Origin of the sequence: Paenibacillus sp. OAE614 (assembly GCF_040546645.1) — a bacterium.
GTDB lineage: Bacteria > Bacillota > Bacilli > Paenibacillales > Paenibacillaceae > Paenibacillus_AQ > Paenibacillus_AQ favisporus.
Genome location: NZ_JBEPOD010000001.1, coordinates 3,084,255 through 3,107,657, shown reverse-complemented (window position 1 = coordinate 3,107,657; position 23,403 = coordinate 3,084,255). Strand labels below are relative to the sequence as shown.

The 23,403-nt window shown below is 50.0% G+C and carries 20 protein-coding genes; 10 read left to right on the top strand and 10 right to left on the bottom strand.

Annotated features, from left to right (window positions below; all coding sequences use genetic code 11):
* Positions 1-2: 2 nt before the first annotated feature.
* From ABIE48_RS14305 to ABIE48_RS14285, 5 genes are all read right to left on the bottom strand, one after another.
* On the bottom strand, positions 3-1,526 hold the full coding sequence (locus ABIE48_RS14305) for a response regulator (protein ID WP_192714152.1): 1,524 nt from the start codon (positions 1,524-1,526) through the stop codon (positions 3-5).
* A 158-nt stretch (positions 1,527-1,684) separates the two neighbouring features.
* Positions 1,685-2,230: a helix-turn-helix domain-containing protein gene (locus ABIE48_RS14300; RefSeq protein WP_192714153.1), complete on the bottom strand. Its 546-nt coding sequence runs from the start codon at positions 2,228-2,230 to the stop codon at positions 1,685-1,687.
* Positions 2,231-2,475: 245 nt separating this feature from the next.
* On the bottom strand, positions 2,476-3,402 hold the full coding sequence (locus ABIE48_RS14295; RefSeq protein WP_192714154.1) for a VanZ family protein: 927 nt from the start codon (positions 3,400-3,402) through the stop codon (positions 2,476-2,478).
* 240 nt (positions 3,403-3,642) lie between these two features.
* Complete coding sequence (locus ABIE48_RS14290; protein WP_145019553.1) at positions 3,643-4,500, bottom strand: SDR family oxidoreductase; 858 nt, start codon at positions 4,498-4,500, stop codon at positions 3,643-3,645.
* A gap of 174 nt (positions 4,501-4,674) precedes the next feature.
* Positions 4,675-6,807, bottom strand: coding sequence for a GMC family oxidoreductase (locus tag ABIE48_RS14285; protein ID WP_192714155.1), 2,133 nt, complete (start codon positions 6,805-6,807; stop codon positions 4,675-4,677).
* Between the two features lie 330 nt (positions 6,808-7,137).
* Between ABIE48_RS14285 and ABIE48_RS14280 the strand changes: the two genes are divergently transcribed.
* Complete coding sequence (locus tag ABIE48_RS14280) at positions 7,138-7,749, top strand: nitroreductase family protein (protein ID WP_192714156.1); 612 nt, start codon at positions 7,138-7,140, stop codon at positions 7,747-7,749.
* 154 nt (positions 7,750-7,903) lie between these two features.
* Here the strand turns inward: ABIE48_RS14280 and ABIE48_RS14275 are convergent, their stop codons facing one another.
* The 4 genes from ABIE48_RS14275 to ABIE48_RS14260 all read right to left on the bottom strand — a co-directional run bounded on the left by ABIE48_RS14275 (position 7,904) and on the right by ABIE48_RS14260 (position 11,852).
* A complete protein-coding gene (locus ABIE48_RS14275) occupies positions 7,904-8,290 on the bottom strand; it encodes a RidA family protein (protein WP_145019562.1) in 387 nt (128 codons plus the stop codon).
* A 112-nt stretch (positions 8,291-8,402) separates the two neighbouring features.
* Positions 8,403-9,929 carry a Na+/H+ antiporter NhaC gene (gene nhaC, locus ABIE48_RS14270; RefSeq protein ID WP_192714157.1) on the bottom strand — a complete coding sequence of 509 codons (1,527 nt, stop codon included), beginning with the start codon at positions 9,927-9,929 and terminating at the stop codon, positions 8,403-8,405.
* Between the two features lie 34 nt (positions 9,930-9,963).
* Positions 9,964-11,139 carry a MalY/PatB family protein gene (locus ABIE48_RS14265; RefSeq protein WP_192714158.1) on the bottom strand — a complete coding sequence of 392 codons (1,176 nt, stop codon included), beginning with the start codon at positions 11,137-11,139 and terminating at the stop codon, positions 9,964-9,966.
* A 41-nt stretch (positions 11,140-11,180) separates the two neighbouring features.
* Positions 11,181-11,852 (bottom strand): helix-turn-helix transcriptional regulator, encoded by a 672-nt coding sequence (locus tag ABIE48_RS14260; RefSeq protein WP_076165552.1) that lies wholly within the window; start codon positions 11,850-11,852, stop codon positions 11,181-11,183.
* 464 nt (positions 11,853-12,316) lie between these two features.
* Here ABIE48_RS14260 and pdxR point away from each other — a divergent pair, with 464 nt between their 5' ends.
* The 9 genes from pdxR to ABIE48_RS14215 all read left to right on the top strand — a co-directional run bounded on the left by pdxR (position 12,317) and on the right by ABIE48_RS14215 (position 22,752).
* Positions 12,317-13,735, top strand: coding sequence for a MocR-like pyridoxine biosynthesis transcription factor PdxR (gene pdxR, locus ABIE48_RS14255; RefSeq protein ID WP_192714159.1), 1,419 nt, complete (start codon positions 12,317-12,319; stop codon positions 13,733-13,735).
* Between the two features lie 205 nt (positions 13,736-13,940).
* Positions 13,941-14,819 carry an alpha/beta fold hydrolase gene (locus ABIE48_RS14250; protein WP_192714160.1) on the top strand — a complete coding sequence of 293 codons (879 nt, stop codon included), beginning with the start codon at positions 13,941-13,943 and terminating at the stop codon, positions 14,817-14,819.
* A gap of 261 nt (positions 14,820-15,080) precedes the next feature.
* Positions 15,081-16,037, top strand: a complete 957-nt coding sequence (locus ABIE48_RS14245) for an ABC transporter permease (protein WP_076165559.1) — start codon at positions 15,081-15,083, stop codon at positions 16,035-16,037.
* Positions 16,038-16,050: 13 nt separating this feature from the next.
* Positions 16,051-16,980, top strand: a complete 930-nt coding sequence (locus ABIE48_RS14240; RefSeq protein WP_076165561.1) for a carbohydrate ABC transporter permease — start codon at positions 16,051-16,053, stop codon at positions 16,978-16,980.
* A gap of 82 nt (positions 16,981-17,062) precedes the next feature.
* Positions 17,063-18,559, top strand: a complete 1,497-nt coding sequence (locus tag ABIE48_RS14235; RefSeq protein ID WP_192714161.1) for an ABC transporter substrate-binding protein — start codon at positions 17,063-17,065, stop codon at positions 18,557-18,559.
* Between the two features lie 159 nt (positions 18,560-18,718).
* Entirely contained in the window at positions 18,719-20,182 is a 1,464-nt protein-coding gene (locus ABIE48_RS14230) for a sensor histidine kinase (RefSeq protein ID WP_354519116.1), read from the top strand.
* Entirely contained in the window at positions 20,130-20,480 is a 351-nt protein-coding gene (locus ABIE48_RS14225) for a sensor histidine kinase (protein WP_354520783.1), read from the top strand. The genes ABIE48_RS14230 and ABIE48_RS14225 overlap by 53 nt, the downstream gene beginning before the upstream one ends.
* Positions 20,455-21,216, top strand: a complete 762-nt coding sequence (locus tag ABIE48_RS14220; RefSeq protein WP_145019586.1) for a response regulator transcription factor — start codon at positions 20,455-20,457, stop codon at positions 21,214-21,216. Before ABIE48_RS14225 ends, ABIE48_RS14220 begins: the two co-directional genes overlap by 26 nt.
* 36 nt (positions 21,217-21,252) lie before the next feature.
* Positions 21,253-22,752 carry an ABC transporter substrate-binding protein gene (locus ABIE48_RS14215; protein WP_192714163.1) on the top strand — a complete coding sequence of 500 codons (1,500 nt, stop codon included), beginning with the start codon at positions 21,253-21,255 and terminating at the stop codon, positions 22,750-22,752.
* Between the two features lie 88 nt (positions 22,753-22,840).
* Here ABIE48_RS14215 and ABIE48_RS14210 read toward each other — a convergent pair whose 3' ends face one another.
* On the bottom strand, positions 22,841-23,392 hold the full coding sequence (locus tag ABIE48_RS14210) for a GNAT family N-acetyltransferase (protein WP_192714164.1): 552 nt from the start codon (positions 23,390-23,392) through the stop codon (positions 22,841-22,843).
* Between the last annotated feature and the right edge of the window lie 11 nt (positions 23,393-23,403).

Genomic DNA, 23,403 nt, shown 5'->3' with positions numbered 1-23,403 from the left:
CCTTATATGCGGGTAGCGGATAAATGGCGGTATTCATCCGGGCTTGTGCCGTACTCCTTCCGAAACAGCCGGATAAAATATTTCACGTCCCTGTAGCCCACGTTCTCGGCCACTTGGTAAACTTTCTGGGAGGTATGCAGCAGCTGGCTGGCCGCCGCCCTCATTCGGATGTGGGTGATGTATTGGTGGATGGTCATACGGGTGTGGTTTTTAAACAGAATACAAAAATACGAAGGGTTAAAATGAAACCTCACGGCCAGCGTGCTCAGGGACAAATCCTCCTCACCATAGTTGGCTTCAATATAGGTTTTGCAGCTGTCCACCACAGTCTCACTTTTACACTGTCTACGTTGGTCTATATGTTCCGCCATCTCTAAAACCCACTGGAACGCTGTCTTCCGTAATTCGTCCATGCGGCTGCAGCGCATCAGTGCTCCTTCAAGAACGGCATCGGGGAGATGAGAAACTCCCTTTTCCCTCAAAAGTGAAGTGATATGGTGAATCGAGGCGGCGACGGAATACTTCAACCTGGAGGGATCGGGATAACCTTGGGCCAATGTACGATCCAGTTCGGTCTTCAGACACGCATGAATGTCATCCTTTTTGCCGGAAAGAATCGCCTTGGCCAGTTTGCCTGCATCCAAATGGATGATCGTGGACGGGTCTTTAGGGCTCTGTTGGTCAGATTTATACAATTTTCTTGGCCCGTCGTAAAATAAGCTTTGAAGTGCAAAGCGCGCCTGCTGATAAGACAACTGCGCCCCTTGCCCCCACTCTGTAAAGTACATGCCTAAGCCTACTGTTAGTTCCTGGTTATGCTCCTTCTGAAAATGATCCATCAGTTCCTGCAGTTTCGCTTCAAGCGCGCAAGTGACGTCAAACGCGGCATCGGCGCTAAGGATCACCCCCACCAACCATTGATTCGTAAAGTAAAAGGCATGGGCAAGACCAGCTTCCTCCATGATGTGGGCAAGCATGCGTTTAAGCAGGGACAGCATCCGCTTCCGGTCCGTACCGCCTGTGTGTATCACGGCACCCAGAGAGATTCCGCGTCTCCAGCCTGAAAAGGACCTCTGCAGCAAAGTGATGTCTGTTTCGGCAGGACTTCCCTCGAGCAGTTCGGACAAAGCCGATTCGATGGTCGCCTCACGCAGGGCTCCCGCCTTATGTTCGGCTTTCTGAAGGAGAGGCGTAACCTTCTGGGCTTCCACCGGCTTGAGCAGGTAATCGCTTGCCCCGAGCTGCAGTGCGCGCTGTGCATAGGCGAAATCCGAGTAGGCGCTCAAAATCACCACGCTTTCGCTCCCCCCGCGGCGGGTCAAATGCTCCACGAATTCAAGGCCGTCCATGATCGGCATCTGGATATCGGTAAATACCAAATCGATCGGATGGGTCTCCATCCTTTCCAGCGCTTCCGCACCATCCCTGGCATTAAAGATGTGATACTCCGGCCTCAGATTTTTCAGCATCCGCGACAACCCTTGTCTGTGCTTCGGTTCGTCGTCAACGACTAAGACGTTCAGCATATCCAATCCCCCCTGCGTTTGAATGGTACAAAAAATGCCCATCCGGGTTTCAAGTAAATTGAAGGTTATGGCGCTGCCAACCGTTTACAAGAATCCTGTATGAGCAAGTTACAACAAGGACAGAAATCAACTTACCGGGCATTGCTGGTTTGACGGATTCAAGCTTTGGAATCCGAACAGAAAACCGACAAGTACTTTACTTCATCCGTGATGGGCGTATATTTATGATTTTCGTAGGAATCAAAATACAGGCTGTCGCCTGCATGCAGTGTATAAGCTTCCTGGCCGACATAATAAATCATAGTCCCTTCGAGCACATAAATGAATTCCTGCCCGACATGGGAGACCGTTCGCTTCTCCATCTTTCCTTTCTTAGCCACAAAATAAAAGGGCTGCATCAACTTCTCGGGCCGCTCGGCCGCGATGGCCGAAAACGAATATCCTTTCTCTGACGTGACCATCTTATCCAGGGTCCCCGTCATCGAGGAATACACCGTCCCGTTTTGGTCGCTGTCATCAAGCAAAATGGATATTTTGGTTCCAAGCGCTTCGGCGATTTTGATCAGCGTGCCGATGGGCGGAATCGTTTTTCCGTTTTCGATTTTGGACAGCAGGCTTTTGGTAAAGCCGCAGGCATGGGCGATTTCGTCCAGGGTCCGATTTTGGTCCTTGCGAATTTTTCGAATCTTACTCCCCAATTCCATCACATTGATCTCCTAAATAGAATGAAATTCAACTTAGTTTAATAAAATGAAACAATATTTAATGAAGATTGTCAATAAAATTTTTAATTCGTTTAGGCATTTTTGCTGTGTGCGGAAGCACAGAAAACCATCATTCACCGCAAAAAAACAAGGAATATCCGCATCAAGGACACTCCCTGTTCTCAATAATTAATCACATAAATGATTAATATGATGAATCATAAGCTTTCGCGCATCAGCAAGCACTAATTCCAGAAATACTTCATTTCCCTGTAACCGAGATCCCATAATCTCGCATTTCCCTTAATGGTGATCGTAAGTTTATTCGCTTTCTCAATTGGAATTTCGTACGTTTCAGCAGCTCCCTCTTGATAGGTTGGTGCTTCTGTCAGCAGGAGCTGCTGCCCATCGACCGAAATCGCAAGCGTTCCTCCCAGCTTACCCGGTGCTCCATACTTGAAGTAGAGGATGATATCTCTTCCACTTAGTTCAGAGGTGTAAACTGCTGCAGTTTGCTCTTTGAAACTGAACACATTGTACTGAGGCAGCACCTGTTCGCCGCCCAACTCAAAACGATATGGTGGTGTGTGTTGAACTGTATTTCCACTGGCGTCCTTCACTTCGTTGATTGCAACCAAAGGTCCTTCTTTTTTTGTCAGCGCCGTTTCGATAACTTCGCAGCAGCCCCATACGGCAGCGAAAATGAACAATGCGGAATATCCGGAAATTACAAGCTGCTTCTTCATCGTTTTTGCGTTTGATCCAAATTTGTAAGCTGCGTATCCGATGGAAGCCCCTATTGAATTTTGAATCGCGTCGTTGATATCGCCGCTGCCCAGATAAGAGAGCATCTGCACCGTTTCGACCACCATGATGGACAAAAAGAACAATGCAATAAATCGAACGTAGCGCATGGGAAACAACATCGGAATCAAAAAGCCGAAAGGAATAAATGCAGCGAAGTTGCCAAAACCAAACAGAGCCATTAAGGAAAATCGAAACAAATCTGACAAATCCGGTACATGATAAAAATCAATGGGCGTAAAGATAAATTCGTACTCTGTAATCTGGTGCGATGCTTCGAGTCTGCCAAAAGCAAAAAACATAAAATACAAAATGAGGACTGTATAAAGGATGGTGATGATCAGGATAACCTTGCGATTCTTTGCCATAAATTCTGCTCCCCATTGCGAAATGAGTGGATATCTCATGCAAGTTTATCCCAAGATTCATCCTTCTCCTAGGGTTCTTTCTTACACCAAACTTACAGGGTTGTCATATAAGGGAACATTGGAACGCAGCAAAAAGAAGAGCATCAGGTGAACCCTCACCCGTTGCCCTTCTTGAATGTTACCTAGGACCAGCAGCCCGCAGGAGCATGAACACTTCAAGCGGCTGTCTACCAGTTTTGCCTAGGCTTGCAAAGCTTTTGTTATAAGTTCTTTAAGCGTCGTCTGATGTCCGATCAATTGATGTAAATCGTCGGTCGTATTCTCCATAGTTCCTTCTGCAATAGTGTTATAGATAAAGGCCGTCGTTTGAGCTAAAGATTCCGATAAGCCTGCTTGAACGAGCATGGTCTTCTCTTCGTCGAAGGAAACCTTTTGATGGATGATATGCTTACCTGAAACTTCGGAGAGAATTTCCGCCAACTCATCGAAACTCCATGGACGATTGGAAACCAGCGTGTATTCCTTGTTTTCGTGTCCTTCCCCGGTCAGTACCGTCGCGGCAGCAAGTGCCAGATCGCTGCGGCTGACCGCATTCACTCTCCCTGTACCCGTGTTGGTGACGATCGCCCCGCGTTCTACATTTTCTTGAAGGTGGTCATTGATGAAAAACTCCGCATATCCGCCATTTCGCAAAAAGGTATATGGAATACGGGTCGCGCGGATGGCATATTCGGTCGCCATATGAACGAGTGCAAACGGATTTTCCTCGGCAAAAGCAAAGCTGGTGTAGGCAATATGCCTGATCCCCGCATCTCTGGCGGCTTTAATTACATTGGCATGCTGAACGATCCGCAGCGGATCATCGGTATCCGGACTGGATACAAACAGCAGTTTGATCCCGCCTTCAAAAGCTGCGCGAAGCGTTCCCGGATCGTTGTAATCGCCTTGGCGGACTTCCAGCCCTGCCTCCGTTAGCGAAGCAGCTTTATCCAGTTTTCGAACGACTGCAATGATCTGGCTTCCCGGAATCTTTTTCAGTAAATGGTCTATAACGAGCCCGCCTAAGTTTCCCGTGGCTCCTGTGATAACCAGCTTCATCCGATGTGCTTCCTTTCAGAAAAGTATTGGGCGTGAGGAATCATTTCAATTCCTTATGCAACAATCCTACCACAATTAAATGGTAATTAAAGGTTATAACTGAACTTTCCCAGCGCTTATTGATGATGGTCATACGCCGAGATTTTGGCATTTACAGCCAGCTGATAATTAGGTTTAGCCATGCTTCACGACGTTTTCCGAAGTACGGAATGACAAAGCTAGAATCGTCAGTACTGGATTCACTCCGCCGTTGGTTACATGCACGGATCCGTCGCTCACCCACAGGTTGTCGTAACCGTGTACGCGTCCCGTCGGATCGGTGACCGAAGTGGCGGGATCATCCCCCATCCGAAGCGTGCCTGCCTGATGCTGTCCGCCACTAAGCCCGGTTCCCGGAGTCGTTCGCCAAACCTGGCGCGCACCGGCAGCCCAAAGCCACTTCTCGGCCTGTTCGCCCAGCATTGCCGCCGCCCGTAGCGACTCCGGATGAACCTGGCCCGACAGCTGGGCGACTGGCATACCAAAACGGTCCTTGACCGTTCTTGAGAGACGTACTCTCGATTCCGACGTCGGGATCTCTTGAATCGGTCCCTGGATCTGACTGGTGCGCAAATAGCTGTCACGCATCGCTTCTTTGCCTGCCAGCCCCCATCTCGGGTTGTCTGGAGCAAGTGCCCTGTACCAATGGATAAGAGGAAGCCGGGTGAATTCGTTGGCAAGCAGTCCGCCCCCGATCACGCCGCCGCCATTGTCATGGGCGAAGCGAAGCGTAGCGATGCTGACACCAGGGCCAAGGCCGTCCTGGATCGGATCGTCCATGAGACCGTACGCGCCCGTATAGACATGACCCTGCAGATTCCGGCCGACTTGGCCGGACCGGTTGCCGATGCCGTCCGGCTCTGCATCGGTAGCCGAGTTCAGCAGCAAACGCGCGCTTTCGATCGCGCCGGCGGCTACGATGACTTGACCGGCTGCCACCAGTTGACGCCGGATCTTCCCGCCTGCTTCCTGCACCAGCCTTACCCCGGTGGCCCGCTTCCCGCCTTCCGTCTCAATCCGCTCCACCATCGTATCGCAGATGATATCGCAGTTACCTGTGGCGGCCGCTCGGACGAGCATCGTGTTATGTCCCCCGTTTTTGCTGTTGGTTGGACAAGCAAAGCCAACGCATTGGCCGCACTGTCCGCATGCCGGCCTGCCGTCCCGTTCGACCGAGTTGATCAGCAGCGGGACCGATCCGGCGTCCCATCCCAAACGGGCTGCCGCTTCAGCCAGCCGCCGCGCTTCCGCCGTCAAGGGCATAGCCGGCATCGGGTAAGGCCGGCTCCGCTTGGCATGGCCGGTGTGAGCGTTCCCGTCACCGGATACGCCCACCTCCCATTCAGCCCTCACATAATAAGGTTCCAGATCCTCGTACGAGATCGGCCAGTCGCTAAGGGAACTCCCGTCCGGTATGCCGTAGTGGCTTGCCATTCGAAAATCCTCCGGATGGAACCGCCACGCCTGAGCGCCGTACACCCGCGTACCGCCGCCGACCGTCATGGCGTTGTTGTGGTAATCTCCTTCATGCGGAGCAGTGATTCTCTCTTCCCCAGCCTCAGCAAGAAACGTACGCGGACTGCCCTCCAGATCAGGTCCAGTGTTATGGCCGAATTTGCTCAGCCGGTGGTTGCGCAAATGGTCCCGGCCTACCTGGTCATACCGAAGCCAACGGCCGCGTTCGATGACAAGAACGCGCATGCCCGACTCAGCCAGCACCGCTGCCGCTACGGATCCGCCCGCCCCGGCTCCGATCACGACGGCATCGTAGCGGCCTTGAAGCTGATCGAGTGTTCGTAAAGGCAAATCGGCTTCGACTGGCGGTCCCTGCTGGCCGGATACCGGACCCGGCCGAAAACCGATCATTTCCCATGATTTACCCTCGCGATTCCCGCCGGACTCAGGATTTCCATAGTAGCCTTCGACGACAAGCTCCAACAATGCGTTGAAGAACATCGCGGACGAAACAGGCCAATCGCGGACGCGGTCATGCTGGACATCCTGCAGCAATCCATCCTGTTGATCCTCGGTCAGTTCTGAAAATGCGTGCCCATACCGGGCCGACGCTTCTGACTCGAGTGCGCGGAGGCCGGGTTCGATCAGCTTGTTCCAAGCTGAAGGATCCTCATCTGCCCTACGTTCCATATAGACCAGTGCGCCTCCGCTGGCCGCAGACGGCCACTCATTTTCCGGGATAAATCGGTTAGAAACCGCTTCCAGTATGGAATGCCACTCGACTAATCGGGATGTTTGATCGTTCTGATTCATTTGCTGCCACCTTTCTTCTCGTTCGAATTGTCGCTTTTTGGTTTTTCGATACATTCGTAGACTAAAACTGTTCTTCATGCAAAATTGCCGGTTCATCGTAACCGTTCTCACTCTAAGAGATGCATCTAGTATTCTCTTTATTCGTCTCTAAACCCTGCTTGCTTCCATGGTCATTCTGCAAATATACCTAATCATCCATTAAAGATTTTGATTTGACTATATCCAAGTTAAATCATATATTTAATTATATTTAATAAGTAAGTACGTAAGTTTAAGTAAGCAGCAATGACAACATTGCAGATATTTATTTAAAAAGGAGAGAAATCGTATATGAGCAACGTTCAATCCATCGTCAATGAAATTTTGCCGGAGGTGCAAGGACAGCGCAAGTCCGAATACCCGGTTAGCCCGCTATTTCTAAATCGCTGGTCTACACGGGCCTTTTCCACCCGTAAAGTCAGTGATCAGGACCTTTATACCATCCTTGAAGCCGCACATTGGGCTCCATCCTCTTATAATGATCAGCCTTGGCGCTTTATCGTCGCTAAAACCGAAGAGCAGCTCAGCAAATTTCATTCATTTTTAAACGAATTCAATTTAACATGGGCGTCCAGTGCGCCAGTTCTCATTGTGGTCGCTTCCGACAAGCTTAGAGAAAACGGCGACCCGAACGGTGCGCACGCCTTCGATGCCGGCGCAGCCTGGGCTTCCTTGGCGATTCAAGCGACGATCCTCGGTCTGCATACGCATGCCATCGGCGGTTTTGACCGCATTAAAGCCCGTGAAATATTGAACGTACCGGATCACATCGAGCTTCACGCCGTGATTGCCCTCGGCTATCTGGGCGATAAATCCGTACTTCCGGAAGCGATCCAGCAGCGCGAAGTGCCGAATGACCGCCGCCCGCTGAACGAGCTTGTTTTTGAAGGGAAATTCGAGTAAAGTAAGCCGCTCCATCGCATCTATTTAACCAATATGAATACACCTATTAAAAAGCTGGCCGATCTTGGCCAGCTTTTGTTGTGCTGCATCTAATCCCGTGAAAAGAGAACAACCCCTTGGAGAACCAAGAGGCTGTTATGTCTATATTTTCAATTTAAGCCTTGACGGCAATCACTTCGATCTCCACCAGACCACCTTTTGGCAGCTTGGCTACCTGAACCGCACTGCGTGCCGGATAAGGTTCTGTAAAGAATGTGGCGTATACCTCATTGACTTTCTGAAAATCGTTCATATCCTGCAAAAATACCGTCGTTTTAATCACATCGTTCATGGTAAAGCCCGCTGATTCGAGAATCGCTTTTACATTGAGGAGCGATCGCTGTGTCTGTTCCTCTACGGATGCTGGGAAAACGCCTGTTGTGTCCATACCGAGTTGTCCGGATGTAATCAGCATATTACCGATTTGAACTGCCTGGGAGTATGGTCCGATAGCTCCCGGAGCTTCGGTCGTTGCAATAGTTTGTCTCTCTTGTGATGTCATGGTTTCTCTCTCCTTGTCGTGCTTGAAGCACGTTAATGTTTATGGGAATTGCAAAAACTTGGCGTGTATCAACCGTATTTTTGCAAGTACCTGAACGAAAATGAGGTTTTGGTTAATTCGTATGGGCTGCCTTTGCCGCGGCCATCGTTTTCGAATTCATTTCTTCTGCATTCGGACCGTCATATTCTTGCAGCATTTCTTGTTGCTGTTCCGGCGTCAGTTTGGCGATCCCAAAACCAGTGAAGCCCCAGATCATGGCGAAAATGATCCCTGTCCAGCACAGCATAGCCCATGGCAGATAAGAGAGCGTTGCGACGCCCAGCGTACCGGCCATGTAGGCGCCTGCTGCCGTCCATGGCAAGATGGGTTCCGTAATCGCAGCGGAGTCTTCGACGGTCCGCCCGAGATTTTTCGGATGCAGTCCACGGCGAATGTATGTTTCGCGCAGCATTTCACCCGGCATCAGGATGGACACTTGGCCGTTACTAGTAACACCGATCATCGTCAATCCGGTCACGATCGTTGCGACGATCATGGACCCTGTCGAGCGTACATGCTTCAGGATTCGGTTCACGATCAGCTCAAGCGATTTGGTGAGCGATATGGTGCCGGCAAACGTAATTGCGCTGAAACAGATTAACAATGTTCCCATCATGGAGTTCATTCCGCCGCGGTTCAAAAGCTTCGGTACATCCGGAATGACCGCAGCCGGGTCGAATCCTTGGACGTGAACCATCGCGATGTCGAACCCATTCAATACAGAACTTACGACATCATGCAATGTGAAGCCCTGGAATATCAATGCGTTCGCCATTGCAAAGGCAGAAGACAGCAGCATGACCGGCAGCGTAGGCTTTTTCCGGATCGAGCCATACAACACGATGAGTATCGGGACGATGAGCAGTAAATTCCAGTGGTAAATCGTGCCCAGCGTATCCATAATGGTCCCTACTTTTTCAGGGATACCTGCACCTGCAGTATGTGTGTTCAAACCTGTGATGACATAGACGATTCCGGCTACAATAAACGAAGGCAGCGTCGTGTATAGCAAATGACCGATATGCTCATATAGGTTTACACCAGTGGACAGCGCGGCGATATTCGTCGTATCCGATAGCGGCGACAGCTTGTCGCCGAAGTAGGCACCTGCAACCACAGCACCGGCAACGGCTGCCAGATTCACATCCAGTCCGGCGCCAACGCCCATAAATGCTACCCCAATCGTTCCTGCAGAACCCCAGGACGTACCGGTACAGACCGATACGACCGAAGTCACCAAAAAGGCGGTGATGAGCAAAAACTGCGGGTTGATAATTTTAAGCCCGTAATAAATCATCATCGGAATCGTGCCGCCCACCATCCATGCCCCGATCATCAACCCTACGGCAATCAGGATTAGAATGGCCGGCATCGTTTTGGCAATTTTTTGGGCAATGGAATTCAAAATATCGTTGTAACTGTGCCCCAGCCTAACTGCAATGATCCCCGCGACAACCGTTGAAGCAATAATGAGCGGTTCAGGCGGCAGCTCGAACATCACGTATCCCAAGCACAGCAGTACCACCATCGTTATGATCGGAAGTAAGGCTAAAAACAGCGTCGGTTCTTTGATTTGTTTTCCCTTCGTTTGCTCTGTCATCGTTGTATTCCCCCTGGGATAAATGAATTGTGAACTACTTCTCATGCAAAGGATAATGATCTGCCATACGCTGCAGCGCATCCCGAAGAAGAGACCTCGGAGTGGCAACGTTCAGGCGGATATAGCCTTCGCCAATCGCCCCGAATGAGCTTCCGTAGCTGACACTAACCCTGCTCTTGTTTTGAATCCAATCCACTAAATCGCTTTCAACCTTCCCGCAGGCTGTGCAGTCCACCCACAATAAATAGGTACCCTCAGGCTGAATGACTTTAAGTTCGGGCATATGCGTCTGTATAAAATCGATCGTATAGGCGATGTTGTCCGTTATATATGCGCGAAGCTCGTCCAGCCATTCATCGCAAGCCGTATAGGCCACTTCCAGGGCAGGCACGGCAAAAAAGGTCGGATTATGAATCCCTGCCTGCTGCAGCCCATCTTTAAAGCGTTTCCGCAGCTGCTCGTTAGGAATGATGATGTTGGCGATTTCCAGACTCGCGAGATTGAACGTTTTTCCCGGGGATGTGCAAATGATCGAACGGTCTGCCACCTGCTCCGTCAGCTTGGCGATCACGGTATGCTCGTGCCCCTGATGGATGAAATCCGCATGGATGTCGTCGGATACGATCAGCGCATCGTATTGGATGCACAGCTCACTGATCCGCTCCAGCTCATGGATCGTCCAGACCCTGCCGGTGGGATTATGCGGGGAGACTAGCATGACCATCTTCACGCCATCCCTCATTTGCGCTTCCATATCTGCAAAATCGATCTCATATCGTCCGTTCACAAGCAGCAGCGGACTTTCAACCAACTGCCTGCCATTGATCGCAACCGCCTTCGCGACGGGTTGATAAGCAGGTGTATGAATGAGGATGTGGTCACCCTTCTCCGTCAGGTTCTGAATCAGAACCGAGACGGCTTGTACGATTCGTGGGCAGAATACGATCCATTCCTGCGGCACCTGCCAATCATAGGCTTTGGACAGCCAGCCTTGTACCGCTTCAAAATATGGCGGGAACGGATCGGTGTAACCGTAAATGCCGTGTCTGGCCATTTTCGTCATCCGGTCCACCACGGCCGGCGGCGCCGGTAAATCCATGTCCGCGACGGACAGTGCGATCATGTCCTCCCTCTGGGATTGGGCCATTCCGTCCCATTTGGCGCTGTTCGTGCCGTATCTGCTGATGATGTGGTCAAAATTATTTTTCATTGATGTCACCTTCCCTTGATCCTGCGTATGCCAGTTCCTGATTACTTAAGCTTTTGCAAATAACGGTAGACAGTAGGCTCGGATATCGCTAATGCAGCGGCTACTTGGGAAACGCCGCCTTTCAGCAAGAATACCCCCTGCTCGTTTAACTCACGCACGAGCTCGATTTTCTCTTGTGAGGATAACCGGTCGACAGGAATGTTTATTTTGCTGATTACGGATGCGATCATATGAGTAAGCAGATCGTCCGCGTTGCCCTGCAAATATTCCTTGGACTGTTTATCTTCCTGCGGAGCCTCAATCGAAGCTGGAGGAAGCGGCGAGCCGCCTTGCAAAATATGCTGAATCCATTCTGCGGCAGCCTCCATGTGGGTGATGTCAATGTTCAGACACATCAGCCCGACGAGCTCGTTGTCGTCATTTTTGATAAAAAAGGTGGACGATCTGAAGCTTTGTCCCATCTTTCCCGAAGCCTTATAGTTGGCGATAAACTGTTCTTCCCGGTATGCTTCCGCTTTCAGCAGTTTCAAGACCAAGTCCGTGGAGGCGTCTCCTACCTTACGCCCGCTGATGTGACCGTTCTCAATAAAAATAATCGATCGTTCCGGATCGCTGACGTCATGGACTACGACCTCGCATTTGGGCCCAATAATAGCCGCAATAAATGAGGCAATTGGAAAAAACTTCTCAAGGAACTGCCGGTTATCATTCATGTACGGGTGGTCTCCTTCCTTGTAAACCTTATGTGTTGTTATAAAATTTATCAATATAATAAATTATTATCATGATAAGAGTATATTACATTTTTAAAACGGTTTCAATCACTCTTTTGCAAAACTGCGCGAAACATGTCGGAATTTGTTTTTTTGATAAGTACATGGATTATCATTTCTTTAATAGCGCAAAAAAGCCGCCAGGCAAAGCGGCTTCAGCATGATAAATTTTTATCAAATTAATTTAGGTTTACATAATATATCTTACGTTAATCAATCTGGCAATTACTCCTTTTTCAAAGCCACAAGCTCGGCAATCTGCCCAACTAGGCATCCATTGCACGTTTAAACATTCCTTCATACCTTTGTGCGTGTTCTTCGGCTTTCGTATAATGAAGACAATTGGTCATTATAGGAGCCGAAAAATTGTTTATAAGAAGAACCAATGTAAAGGAGACGTTGTTATGTTCGGATTTAGAGCTGCTGCAGGGGCAAGTTCGGTCACCAAGCAGCTATGCAGTTACCTGCGTCAGGAAATTGAGAGTGGTGCACTCGCACCCGGTCTCCAGCTGCCGCCGACGCGCCGGGCCGCCTTAGACCTCGGGGTAGCGCGCAACATCGTGATCGAAGTGTATGAGCAATTGACCGCCGAAGGGTATTTGACGTCCAGAGCCGGCTCCGGAACGTTTGTCGCTGAGGGCATCGAAACCCGCAAAGCTATGAAAATCGACCCTACGCCTTCTTCAGCATCAACCGATCGATCTGAGTCCGTTCCTAAGAAACCGAAACTCATCGACTTTGACGGAGGTTTGCCTGATTTGTCTCATTTTCCCCGCAGGCTCTGGAGCAAATACGTACGGGAGATTACCGATTCGGCGGCGGAAGACATATTTTCGTATGGCAATATTCAAGGGCTGCCTGCACTGCGTGAGGTCATTGCCGGTTATTTGTACCGGGTCAAAGGCATGGCGTGCAGCATGGACCAAATTGTTATTACGTCGGGGACCTCCGAAGGAATTCTGCTGCTTGCGTCTACCCTTTCGGACCGTTATCATACGGTTTACACTGAAGAGCCGACGATCGGGTTTGTCGGAGATATTTTCCAAAGATTAAACTATATCATCCATCCGGTCGAGGTTGATCATCAAGGAATGCAGATCCACCGGATTGAGCATAACTTCCCTGCCGGTCTGATTGTGCTGACGCCTTCCCACCAATACCCGACAGGGAGCATTCTATCGATTCAACGGAGGCAGATGGCTATCGCGCTGGCTGAAAAAGCTGGACATTATATCATAGAGGACGACTATGACAGCGAGTTCCGGCATAAAGGCGGGCCGGTCCCTCCGCTGCAGCTTCTTGCCCCGAGCAAGGTCATCTATGCAGGCACGTTTAGCAAAACGCTGTCGCCCGCCCTGCGGATCGGATTCCTCGTTGTCCCCCCGGAACTGATCGAGCCGGTCATTCGCACCAAAACGGAACTAAACCTGACAACTTCCGGTATCATGCAATCGGCACTTGCGCGTTTTATCTTGGACGGGCATTTTGACAGGCATATTCACAAAATGAGAGCGATATACAAACGAAAACGCGTATATATCGCGGAACAATGCCGCCGCTTATTCGGCGACCGCGTTGAACTGCTGGGTGACGAAGCTGGAATGCATGTTCAGCTCCATTTTAAGCAGGATGCTTACGGGCCGATGGACTGGCACAACATTGAAGGGCTCGGCGTCCGCCTCTCTTCTTTTGAAGACTATGCGGTATTAAAAGGCCGCTCCCCCGGCAAGGTGGTACTCGGATACGGGAATCTGACAGAGAGGGAAATAGCTGAAGGGCTGCATAGAATCCAGCAATTTACCGAATCTTGGAGAAGGATCTGAGATCTAGCTTACGTTTATTGAACTGGTATTTCGTGTCGATCAATCAGTTCCATGGACGGCACTCGAGTTTAAAGTTGAACCTTCAAGTGCTACAACAATATACTTTTGCAATAAGTTCAAGTATATCAAGATAGTTAATTCGCGAAACCGAAAGATTGCATGAATGTTATATGATGACTGTATAAACCATTGGGGAGTGAAATAAATGGAAAAAGTCATCAAGCTCAAGGATTCATCCGAAATCAAAGTTGGTTTGGCGGGACGATCCGGAGGCAAAACAATCATGCTGCCAGTCGCCAAGAAATCCGTGTACGGCCAAGAAGCTGAGAGTCTGAAGCTGTGGGGAGTCGACCCCGAATCCGGACAGCATTTTGTCGAGGGACTGGCTGATATGTTCCAAGTCTTGTACTTTGACTATGAAGGCCATCGCATGAAGCACCCCAATCCCGACCATCTAACACCAGACCAAATCGTAGAAGATCTGCTGTTCATTGCCGACGAAATGAATGTCAGCAGTTTTAGCTATTATGGTTACTCCTGGCTGGCGCTGGTCGGTCTCCAGCTGGCTATCCGTACAGAGCGACTGGAGTGCTTGATCATGGGCGGATTTCCGCCATTGGACGGGCCCTATAAAGAAATGATGGTGGTGACCCGCAGCACTTATGAACAAGCTGTACGCAATCAAAATACCCCTGTAATGAAAGATTGGCAGGATTCGAGCAGCCCGGAAAAGGTGGATTGGGACCAGGTTCAGGTCAAGATCGCCACGAATCAAACCAAACAGTTTATGACGTTGTACCAGCATTTGATGGATTTTGACGATCGGGCGGCCCGTCTGAACCCGGCCGTTCCGAAGCTGGCTTTTGCCGGCGAGAAAGATACGATCGTGTATGGGGAAAACTTCGGCGGCGTCACTGTGGACATTGCCGGGATATTGCAGAGAAACCAACAAGCTTTGGAAGAAATGGGCTGGGACGTTCGCATCTTAACCGGAGACGGGATGGACCATACCAAAGCCATGCACCCGGAGACCGTGCTTCCGGTCATCAAGCCCTGGCTCGTGTCTAGTCTGATGGACAATTAGAGATGTTCCGCTAACGCTTTTAAAGATGAACCAATTGATTATCATTCAAATAAGATTCTTAATTCACCATTTTAAAAAAGGTATCCGGTCGTAGAAACCGGGTGCCTTTATGCGTATATCTCGACAAAAATTTCATAGTCACCTAACGTTTTTTGACTATAGTATCAAGTTTGTTATCTGGAAGCATGGAATCTTCCTTTTATACAATGAATTTACGAAGCGCAAGCTGCAATAGAGAAACCACTGGAAGGAGTGACTAACATGAGTTCAAAAGCCGAGCAAAGCCACAAACGTAAGCGCTTACGTCCACGTTGGCACAAGCAGGATACGGAATTGACCCTGCTCGCCTTGCCGACGACCATATGGTATATCCTCTTCTGCTTTCTGCCTATGTTCGGGATCATTATCGCCTTTAAAAATTTTAGAATTAGCGGCGGATTCCTGAGCAATGTGTTCAACAGCCCGTGGATCGGCTTCAAAAACTTCGAGTTCCTGTTCAAATCGAACGATGCTTGGATCATTATCCGCAACACGATTGGATACAACCTGATCTTTATCGTTCTAGGCATCGTCCTCCCTGTTCTATTCGCCATTATGGTAGGACTGCTGCACAGCCGGAAGGCCAGCAAAATCTATCAAACGATGATGTTCCTTCCCTATTTTTTATCATGGGTGGTCGTATCCGCCGTAGGCTGGGCTTTCCTAAGCTTCGATAAGGGGATCGTCAACCAAATGCTCGTCAGTATGGGCAGCGATCCGGTGAACTGGTACATGGAACCGAAATACTGGCCGTTCTTCCTGATTCTCTTAAACGTCTGGAAAGGCCTGGGCTACGGAATGATTATCTACTTGGCCACCATCACGAGCATTGACAGCACCTATTACGAAGCCGCGGTTATCGACGGCGCCTCGATCTGGCAGCAGACGAGATTCATTACGCTGCCGATGCTGAAGCTGGTCATCGTCATGATGTTCATCTTGGCGGTCGGGCGCATTTTCTACACCGATTTCGGCTTGTTCTACCAGGTCACGCGGGACTCCAATTCCTTGTTCAACGTGTCTACGACCATCGATGTCATGGTATACAAGCAGCTGAAAACCGCTACTGTCGGGATGGCCTCCGCTGCTGCATTCGTGCAGTCCGTCCTGGGCTGTGCGACTATTCTGATCGCTAACTGGATCGTCCGCAAAATCGATCCGGAAAGCGCAATGATGTAAGGAGGTAGGGACGATGTCAACACGAACGGCTTACGATACGGGCCTGGAGAAATTTAATCGTACCCACAGAGTCGTCGACGTCATTTTCCATCTGATATTTATCGTCTTGGCGCTGATCTGTGTCATTCCTGTCGTTGTGGTTCTGTCCATCTCATTTTCCAGCGAAGACTCGATCCGTGAGACGGGATATCATTTACTGCCGACCGTACTATCGGGTGATGCATACGCCTATATCGCCAAACAGGGGACGACGATTTTGAGGGCGCTTGGTGTGTCGGTTCTTGTCACTGTGATTGGGACCGTGCTCGGCGTCCTGCTGACCGCATCCATGGGTTACGTTATTTCCCGCCCCAACTACAAGCTGAAGGGGTTTCTGACCTGGATCGTATTCATTCCGATGGTGTTCAACGGCGGTTTGGTGTCCAGCTACTTTATCAATACGAATTTATTGGGTCTGAAAGACAGCATCTGGGCCCTGATTCTGCCGCTGGCCGTCTCATCCTTTAACGTGATCATCTGCAAAACGTTTTTCAAAAGCACGATTCCCGACGGACTCATCGAATCGGCGGAAATCGATGGTGCGAGCCAGCTGCGGATCTTCTTCTCTATCGTCCTCCCGATCTCGCTGCCTGTGATCGCGACGATTGGATTGTTTCTCTGCTTCGCCTACTGGAACGACTGGTTTCAATCGATGCTGTATATCGACAACCAGAACCTGTACTCGCTGCAGGCCCTGCTCAACAGCCTGATGAGCAATGTCGATGCCCTGGCAAAGAATGCCGCAAGCATGGGCGTCAGCTACGCCGTACTTGTTGCGACGATGCCGAAGGAATCCGCGCGGATGGCTGTTGCGATCCTCATCGTTTTGCCTGTAGCCTGCGCCTACCCGTTCTTCCAGAAGTATTTTATCTCTGGGCTTACGGTCGGTGCTGTTAAAGGATAATGACGAAATAAGCCAAGTCATCTTGGTTTATGATAAATCACTGCTAATCACGGTGATTCAACATCTATAAGGGGGATTTGGAATGAAAAGATCTTTCAGGTTCATCTCGACGCTCTGTTTGCTGACCCTGTTGGCCACAGCTCTGGCGGCCTGCGGCGGTTCGAAGCCTGCTTCTACAGCCGATGGATCGGAGACAACCACGGAGCCGTCGAAGGAAACTTCGACAACGACCAAGGATGTTCCGACGCTAGTCTGGTGGACGATCGGCGGCCAGGTGCCGAGCAACTTCAGCAAGGCGGTTGACGCCATGAATGCCTACACAGCCGAAAAGATCGGCGTGAAAGTGGACATCAAGGTAGCCAGCTGGGGCGAATGGGACACGAAGATGAACACCATCGTCAATACCGGCGAGCCTTTCGACATCATGTTCACGAACAGCGGAAAGTACAGCAAGCAGGTTGCGATGGGAGCTTTTGCCGATATTACCGATCTGGTACAAAGCGAAACGCCTGACCTGTACAAACTGATTCCGCAAAACGTATGGGACGGCACCAAAATCGGCGGAAAATATTATTCCGTACCGACTTATAAAGATTCCGCGTTGACGCAGTATTGGGTATTCGATGACAAGTATGTGCAGAAGTACAATATCGACATCAACAACATTAAGACGCTGCAGGATCTGGATAAGCCGCTTCACGATATGAAGGCCGGGGAAGGTAAAAGCTTCTACCCGCTGCCGATGACCCAAGGTGAAGGTCTGAACGGATTCTTTAACGATTATGACGATTTAACGTTGGGCTTCCCTCCGATTGGCGTGAAAGCGGACGATGCATCGCGCAAGGTCGTTTCCGTTCTGGAGCAGCCTGACGTTATGGCTAACCTGAAGCTTCTGCATCAATGGTATCAAGACGGCATCATCAATCCGGATGCTCCGACCAAAACCGAAGCTGACAAAGGCAGACCGTTCTTTGCGGCACAAGCCTTCCCTGGCGCCGAAATCAGCTGGCAAATCAATGATAACGTCCAGAAATACGATATGGTACAGCATTACGGACCGATCTACACTACGAGTACAATTCAAGGTTCTTTGAACGCGATTTCGGCTAATTCAAAATATCAGAAGGAAGCATTGAAGTACCTTGAACTGGTTAACACCGATCCGAAGCTGCGCAACATGCTGGCCTTTGGCGAGCTGGGCGTAGACTACAAAAACGTCGACGGCGAAAAGGTCATCGAGCGTACAACCGATACTTGGCCGCTGGCTGCTTACACCCAAGGCACGTTCTTTAATCTGGCGGTGACGAAAGGAGCTCCGGAAGATCAATGGGAACAAGTTAAAAAGTTGAACGAAGCGGCCTCCTCTTCCACGATCCTTGGCTTCGCACTGGACATCAGCAATCTGCAGACCGAAGTGGCAAACTGCCAAGCCGTATGGGACAAATACAAGTATGAACTCATTACCGGCGCATCCGATCCGGAGAAAATGGTGCTGAAGATTACCGCTGAACTGAAGTCGGCCGGCATGGACACGATTATGAAAGCGGCTCAAGAGCAAATCGATAACTACTTCAAGTAAAAGAAATTGATGCGCATCCCTTAATGAGACTCTCTTAAGGGATGCTTTTTCCTTCCCATCTATGAAGTTTCGTACGAATCGTGGTACCTTTGCACTAATCGTGGTACATTGGGATTAGCATTCATGCTTTCGACGAGTTGCTGTCAATCGAGGTGTCTTATGGGCTCTTTTTTGCAAATCAAAATTTACCGCCACAAGTTTATCGCCTATGTCATCTTCGTCGTGAGCATCGGACTGACGCTGGGCACGCTGACCTGTGCCATGCTGCTCAACCAATGGGTCGGCAATGCCCGGATCGAGGCGACGAACGCATTCTCGCGCGTGGAGAATGAACTGCAGTATGATGCCGACCGTATCGAGGCTTACATGCAGCGGATTTACTCCAATCCGGGATTGCTCGACGATGCCAGAAGCTTTGCGAGCAGCAGTGCTGAAGGATACTTGACCAGCAGGCTGGATCACAGCATCTACTCGCAGCCGCTGGTTTCCTTTCCCGAAGATCTTAAGACCTACTTATACAGCTGGGCGCAGGGCGAGATCACGCAGATCAGCCTGCACACCGGCGAATACGGCAATGTAGTACGTTTTAACGATAACGGTATCGCCAGTTACACATTCGGACTTCCGAATAAGGACGAGGCTTTTCATGACACGATTACGAAAGGCTTCGTATACCGCAAGAAACTGTCGAATCCTACGCTGGGCTCTCAGGAATTCGGAGAGCTGCGCTTTTTGGTCAGCAGTGAGCAGGTTTTCAGATCGGTCCAAAATTTCCGGGTTGGCGAAGCTGCTGCCGTCAGTGCTGCCGGCGATATCTACCTGATCGGCGGACACGGCGAAGATTTGGAGCAAATGTCCCGCCTGGCCGCGGCAAATGGACGTACACACGGCATTATTTCAAGGGGAATGCTGAAGCCGATATTTTATGTCACCTTCGCCTCCACCAAGTTTAATTTCAAATTCGTCAGCATCATCGATTTGTCCACGCTGATTCGTCAGCATGCCGGGATGCTGATCACCCTCTTCCTGATCGTGCTGGCCGCGATGGTCAGCGTACTGCTGCTCATTGTCTACAATTTACGGGATGATGCCCTCTTCCTGCACCGCATCATCCAGTCGATCGGACGTGTCAAAACGGCCAATTTTACGACGAGCCGCCCGGCCCGGTACCGGAGAAACGAATACGGTATGATCGCCCGTGAGTTGGATGATATGATACAGCAGCTGGATAAGTACATCCGCAATGAATATTTGCTGAAAATAAAGCAGCAGGAAACCGAAATGAAAGCGCTTCAGAACCAGATTAATCCGCACTTCCTGTACAATACGCTGGAGGTGATCCGCTCTACTGCGCTGGTCAACCGGGACACAGATACCGCCGATGCGATTGCGACTTTAGGGACGCTCTACCGCGAAATCGTGAAGAAGGAAAATATCATTTCGATTGCCAGCGAGCTGGAACTGCTGCAGAAATACTTGGAGATTATGGAGTTTAAGTATCCGGGACGTTTTTATTATCAGGTCAATGTCGAACCGGCCCTCCTCTCGATCCCGACCGTGAAATTTTGGGATGCAGCCGCTCGCGGAAAATTTCTTCATTCACGGCTTCGATGCCGGTCATGAGTTTAATTTGTACGTCGTTAATGGCTGGGAAGCCGATGACGGTTATGTGCTTGAATTTGTGGATAACGGGCAGGGAATCCCGGCGGAGCGTTTAAATACCGTTCGGCGCACGCTGTTTAACCCGGATGACGCTTCCTCCGGAAGTATCGGGCTTCGAAACGTATATACGCGGCTGCATTTCTTCTATGGGGACGGCTGTACGATTGAAATCGCGAATAACGAGGAAGCCGGGGTCAAGATTGCGGTACGGATATCAAAAGAGGTGATTGAACATGTACAAGTTGATGATTGTGGATGACGAGCCTCAAATTTTGGAAGGCATGAAACGGATACTGGACTGGAACCAATACGGGTTTGGCCGCATTGAAACCTGTGAAACGACTGAGGAAGCCATGACCAAAGTGGTTGACCTGCAGCCGGACGTAGCCATCTTTGATGTCTGCATTGGCAAGACGCTCGGGTATGAGACCATCAGCAGGCTTAACGAATTTAAGATCCCGACGAAATACATTATTATGAGCGGCTATAGTGAATTCAAATATGCTCAGGAAGCCATTCGCTGCGGTGTCAAAGACTATCTGCTCAAACCGGTGGAACGCACCAAGCTGCAGCAAGTCATTGAGAAAATCATTGTCGAGGATCTTAACGGTTCGATAGGCGATAAGAACAGCGAGGACCTGAACAGGGATCCCGTATTAGGGGTTCAATATGAGCACCTCTCCAAGCTGGTCAACCGCATTTTGCTGATGATCAAGATGGAATACGCCCAGAACATAACGTTAAAATCCGTAGCGGAGCGCTTCCAAATGAACAGTACTTACCTGGGACAGCTGTTTCTTAAAGAGACCGGAATGAAGTTTTCAGAGTACCTCATGGCATACCGGATGCTGCTCGCAGAGGACCGAATCCGTTCAACCGAAGAGAAAATATCTTATATCGCGTTTTCCGTCGGCTACAACAATCTCAATTATTTCTATACGCACTTTCATAGCTTTTTCGGAAAGTCTCCTTCCGAGCTCCGCGGAAAAGCTTAAGCTGCGTACTTTTCAGAAAGGAGGCTGCTGGTGGTCATGAATTATAGACGCAAGCCGGTCTTAATGACCCTCTCTCTGATTCTGCTGCTCTTATCGTCAACAGGCTGCTTTCGTCAGTCCGGCCAAAATAGCGACTCCGATGACGGCGCACCGGTCAATCTGATTTATTATACGATTGGAGAACCTGATAAGGATTTGCAGCTCGTCAACGATAAGATCAACGAAATCATGGCATCCAAAATCGGCGTCACCGTCACGTACATCAAGGTCGGTTGGCAGGAATATGAAGATCGGCTGCACACGCTCATATCCGCCGGCAGTCCATTCGACATCGCCTTTGTTCCCGATTACGCCCCCACGGCAATGCGCGGTGCCTGGCTGAGGCTGGATGACTACCTTCAGGGACTGGGCAAGGAGATGTACGACGAGGTTGACCCGATCTTTTGGCAGGGAGTTCGCATGAATGACGGCGGCATATATGGCATTCCTACCAATAAGGAGCTGGCTGTGCGCGATCAGTGGATGTACCCTGCTTCCATCGTGGATAAATACCAAATCGACATCTCCAAGTACGATACCCTGGAATCGCTTGAACCTCTTCTTAGGATGATTCAACAAAAAGAACCGGATTACGTGCCGATGGAACTCGATCGGGATTCGCACAATTTCTTCGCACTCGACGGTTATGAGTACATCATGAACAACAAAATTCCCTTAATGATCAAATCGCTGGATCCGAGCGCCGAGATTGTCAATATATTCGAAACCAAGGAAGCGCGGCAGATTCTGGATACGCTGCGACGTTATTACAAGGAAGGCTTCATTAACAAGGACGCCGCGCTGCGGGAGCCTGGAGGCTTGAAGCGGGGAGCCAAAGTATTCTGGAAATCCTCCGGCGGCGGTCCCCTTTCCGAGACGACCTGGAGCAAGGACCGCGGCTACAAGGTTGTGGCGAATCCCGTCACGCCGAGCGTTGTCACAACGGAATCGGTCCGGGGAGGGATTATGGCGGTCAATGCCAACACCAAGCATCCCGCCGAGAGCATCAAGTTTTTGAATCTGCTGAACACGGATCCGGAAATACGGAACTTATTTAATTACGGTATTGAGGGCGTGCACTACACGCTTGATGCCAAAGGGCAGGTTGTCCCCATCTCCTCAAATGATAAGGATGGAGCCGATGCCTCGTCCCGTTATGCTGGAGTACAGTATACTCAAGGGAATTGGTTTATCCTGAATACGATGGGCGGCGACTACCCGGAGCCCCTCGATAAATGGGAGCAGTTCCGTCAATATAACGCTGGAGTCGTCAAGTCGGCCGTGCTCGGATTTACGCCGGATCTTAGCAAAATGACGGCTCAAACCGATAACATTGAGATGGTCTGGCAGAAATACTACCCCAGCCTGATGACGGGCTCCGTCGATGTTGGCGCGATCCTCCCCAAGTTTAATCATGAACTGAAGCAGGCAGGTATTGAAGACGTGCGTAAAGAAGTGCAGAGACAGCTGGATGCATGGCGTGCAGTCAGCAGGTAGCCGTTTGCGAATTCAACTTTCGCGTGCAATTCGTTCTTTAAATAGTACTTTCCGGCAGCCGGTCATGCTGCATGTGACCCGCTGCCGGTCATTTCATCGAAAGATACTCTTCTTTTAACAGTCCATAATACACAAGATCCTCGTATTTCCCCTGCTTTTTAGCATGCTGTCGTAACGTGCCTTCATATTTCATCCCCACCTTAGCCATCAATTTGCCCGAAGCGGGATTCCTGCCAAAATGACGCGCAAATACGCGGTTTAACCTTATTTCTTCAAAGGCGTAACGAACGATTCCCTTTGCGGCTTCGGTACAATAACCAAGATTGCTATAGGGCTTCCCGATCCAATAAGCAAGTTCGCCGTGGTCAAATGGCTGATGGAATGCAATGCAGATTGCACCGATCACATATTGTCCTTCCTTATGTACGATAGCCAGCTCGAGGGATCGTCCCTGCTCAAACTGATCTTGGTGGGATGCAATCCAATTCTCCGCTATGCCATCTTCATAGGGATGAGGAATATATAACGTCATATCGGCGATGTAGGGATCCCCGGCTAATTCCTGAACAGCCTTGGCATCGTCTAGGCAAAAAGGACGTAACAGCAGCCTGTCTAGTGGAATGGTCGGCAATGCTTTCATGCACCAGTCCC

Excerpts from the sequence above, each read along its gene's own strand:
- ABIE48_RS14305 (WP_192714152.1), bottom strand. The coding sequence starts at position 1,526 with ATGCTGAACGTCTTAGTCGTTGACGACGAACCGAAGCACAGACAAGGG.
- ABIE48_RS14300 (WP_192714153.1), bottom strand. The coding sequence starts at position 2,230 with ATGGAATTGGGGAGTAAGATTCGAAAAATTCGCAAGGACCAAAATCGG.
- ABIE48_RS14295 (WP_192714154.1), bottom strand. The coding sequence starts at position 3,402 with ATGGCAAAGAATCGCAAGGTTATCCTGATCATCACCATCCTTTATACA.
- ABIE48_RS14290 (WP_145019553.1), bottom strand. The coding sequence starts at position 4,500 with ATGAAGCTGGTTATCACAGGAGCCACGGGAAACTTAGGCGGGCTCGTT.
- ABIE48_RS14285 (WP_192714155.1), bottom strand. The coding sequence starts at position 6,807 with ATGAATCAGAACGATCAAACATCCCGATTAGTCGAGTGGCATTCCATA.
- ABIE48_RS14280 (WP_192714156.1), top strand. The coding sequence starts at position 7,138 with ATGAGCAACGTTCAATCCATCGTCAATGAAATTTTGCCGGAGGTGCAA.
- ABIE48_RS14275 (WP_145019562.1), bottom strand. The coding sequence starts at position 8,290 with ATGACATCACAAGAGAGACAAACTATTGCAACGACCGAAGCTCCGGGA.
- nhaC (WP_192714157.1), bottom strand. The coding sequence starts at position 9,929 with ATGACAGAGCAAACGAAGGGAAAACAAATCAAAGAACCGACGCTGTTT.
- ABIE48_RS14265 (WP_192714158.1), bottom strand. The coding sequence starts at position 11,139 with ATGAAAAATAATTTTGACCACATCATCAGCAGATACGGCACGAACAGC.
- ABIE48_RS14260 (WP_076165552.1), bottom strand. The coding sequence starts at position 11,852 with ATGAATGATAACCGGCAGTTCCTTGAGAAGTTTTTTCCAATTGCCTCA.
- pdxR (WP_192714159.1), top strand. The coding sequence starts at position 12,317 with ATGTTCGGATTTAGAGCTGCTGCAGGGGCAAGTTCGGTCACCAAGCAG.
- ABIE48_RS14250 (WP_192714160.1), top strand. The coding sequence starts at position 13,941 with ATGGAAAAAGTCATCAAGCTCAAGGATTCATCCGAAATCAAAGTTGGT.
- ABIE48_RS14245 (WP_076165559.1), top strand. The coding sequence starts at position 15,081 with ATGAGTTCAAAAGCCGAGCAAAGCCACAAACGTAAGCGCTTACGTCCA.
- ABIE48_RS14240 (WP_076165561.1), top strand. The coding sequence starts at position 16,051 with ATGTCAACACGAACGGCTTACGATACGGGCCTGGAGAAATTTAATCGT.
- ABIE48_RS14235 (WP_192714161.1), top strand. The coding sequence starts at position 17,063 with ATGAAAAGATCTTTCAGGTTCATCTCGACGCTCTGTTTGCTGACCCTG.
- ABIE48_RS14230 (WP_354519116.1), top strand. The coding sequence starts at position 18,719 with ATGGGCTCTTTTTTGCAAATCAAAATTTACCGCCACAAGTTTATCGCC.
- ABIE48_RS14225 (WP_354520783.1), top strand. The coding sequence starts at position 20,130 with ATGCAGCCGCTCGCGGAAAATTTCTTCATTCACGGCTTCGATGCCGGT.
- ABIE48_RS14220 (WP_145019586.1), top strand. The coding sequence starts at position 20,455 with ATGTACAAGTTGATGATTGTGGATGACGAGCCTCAAATTTTGGAAGGC.
- ABIE48_RS14215 (WP_192714163.1), top strand. The coding sequence starts at position 21,253 with ATGAATTATAGACGCAAGCCGGTCTTAATGACCCTCTCTCTGATTCTG.
- ABIE48_RS14210 (WP_192714164.1), bottom strand. The coding sequence starts at position 23,392 with ATGAAAGCATTGCCGACCATTCCACTAGACAGGCTGCTGTTACGTCCT.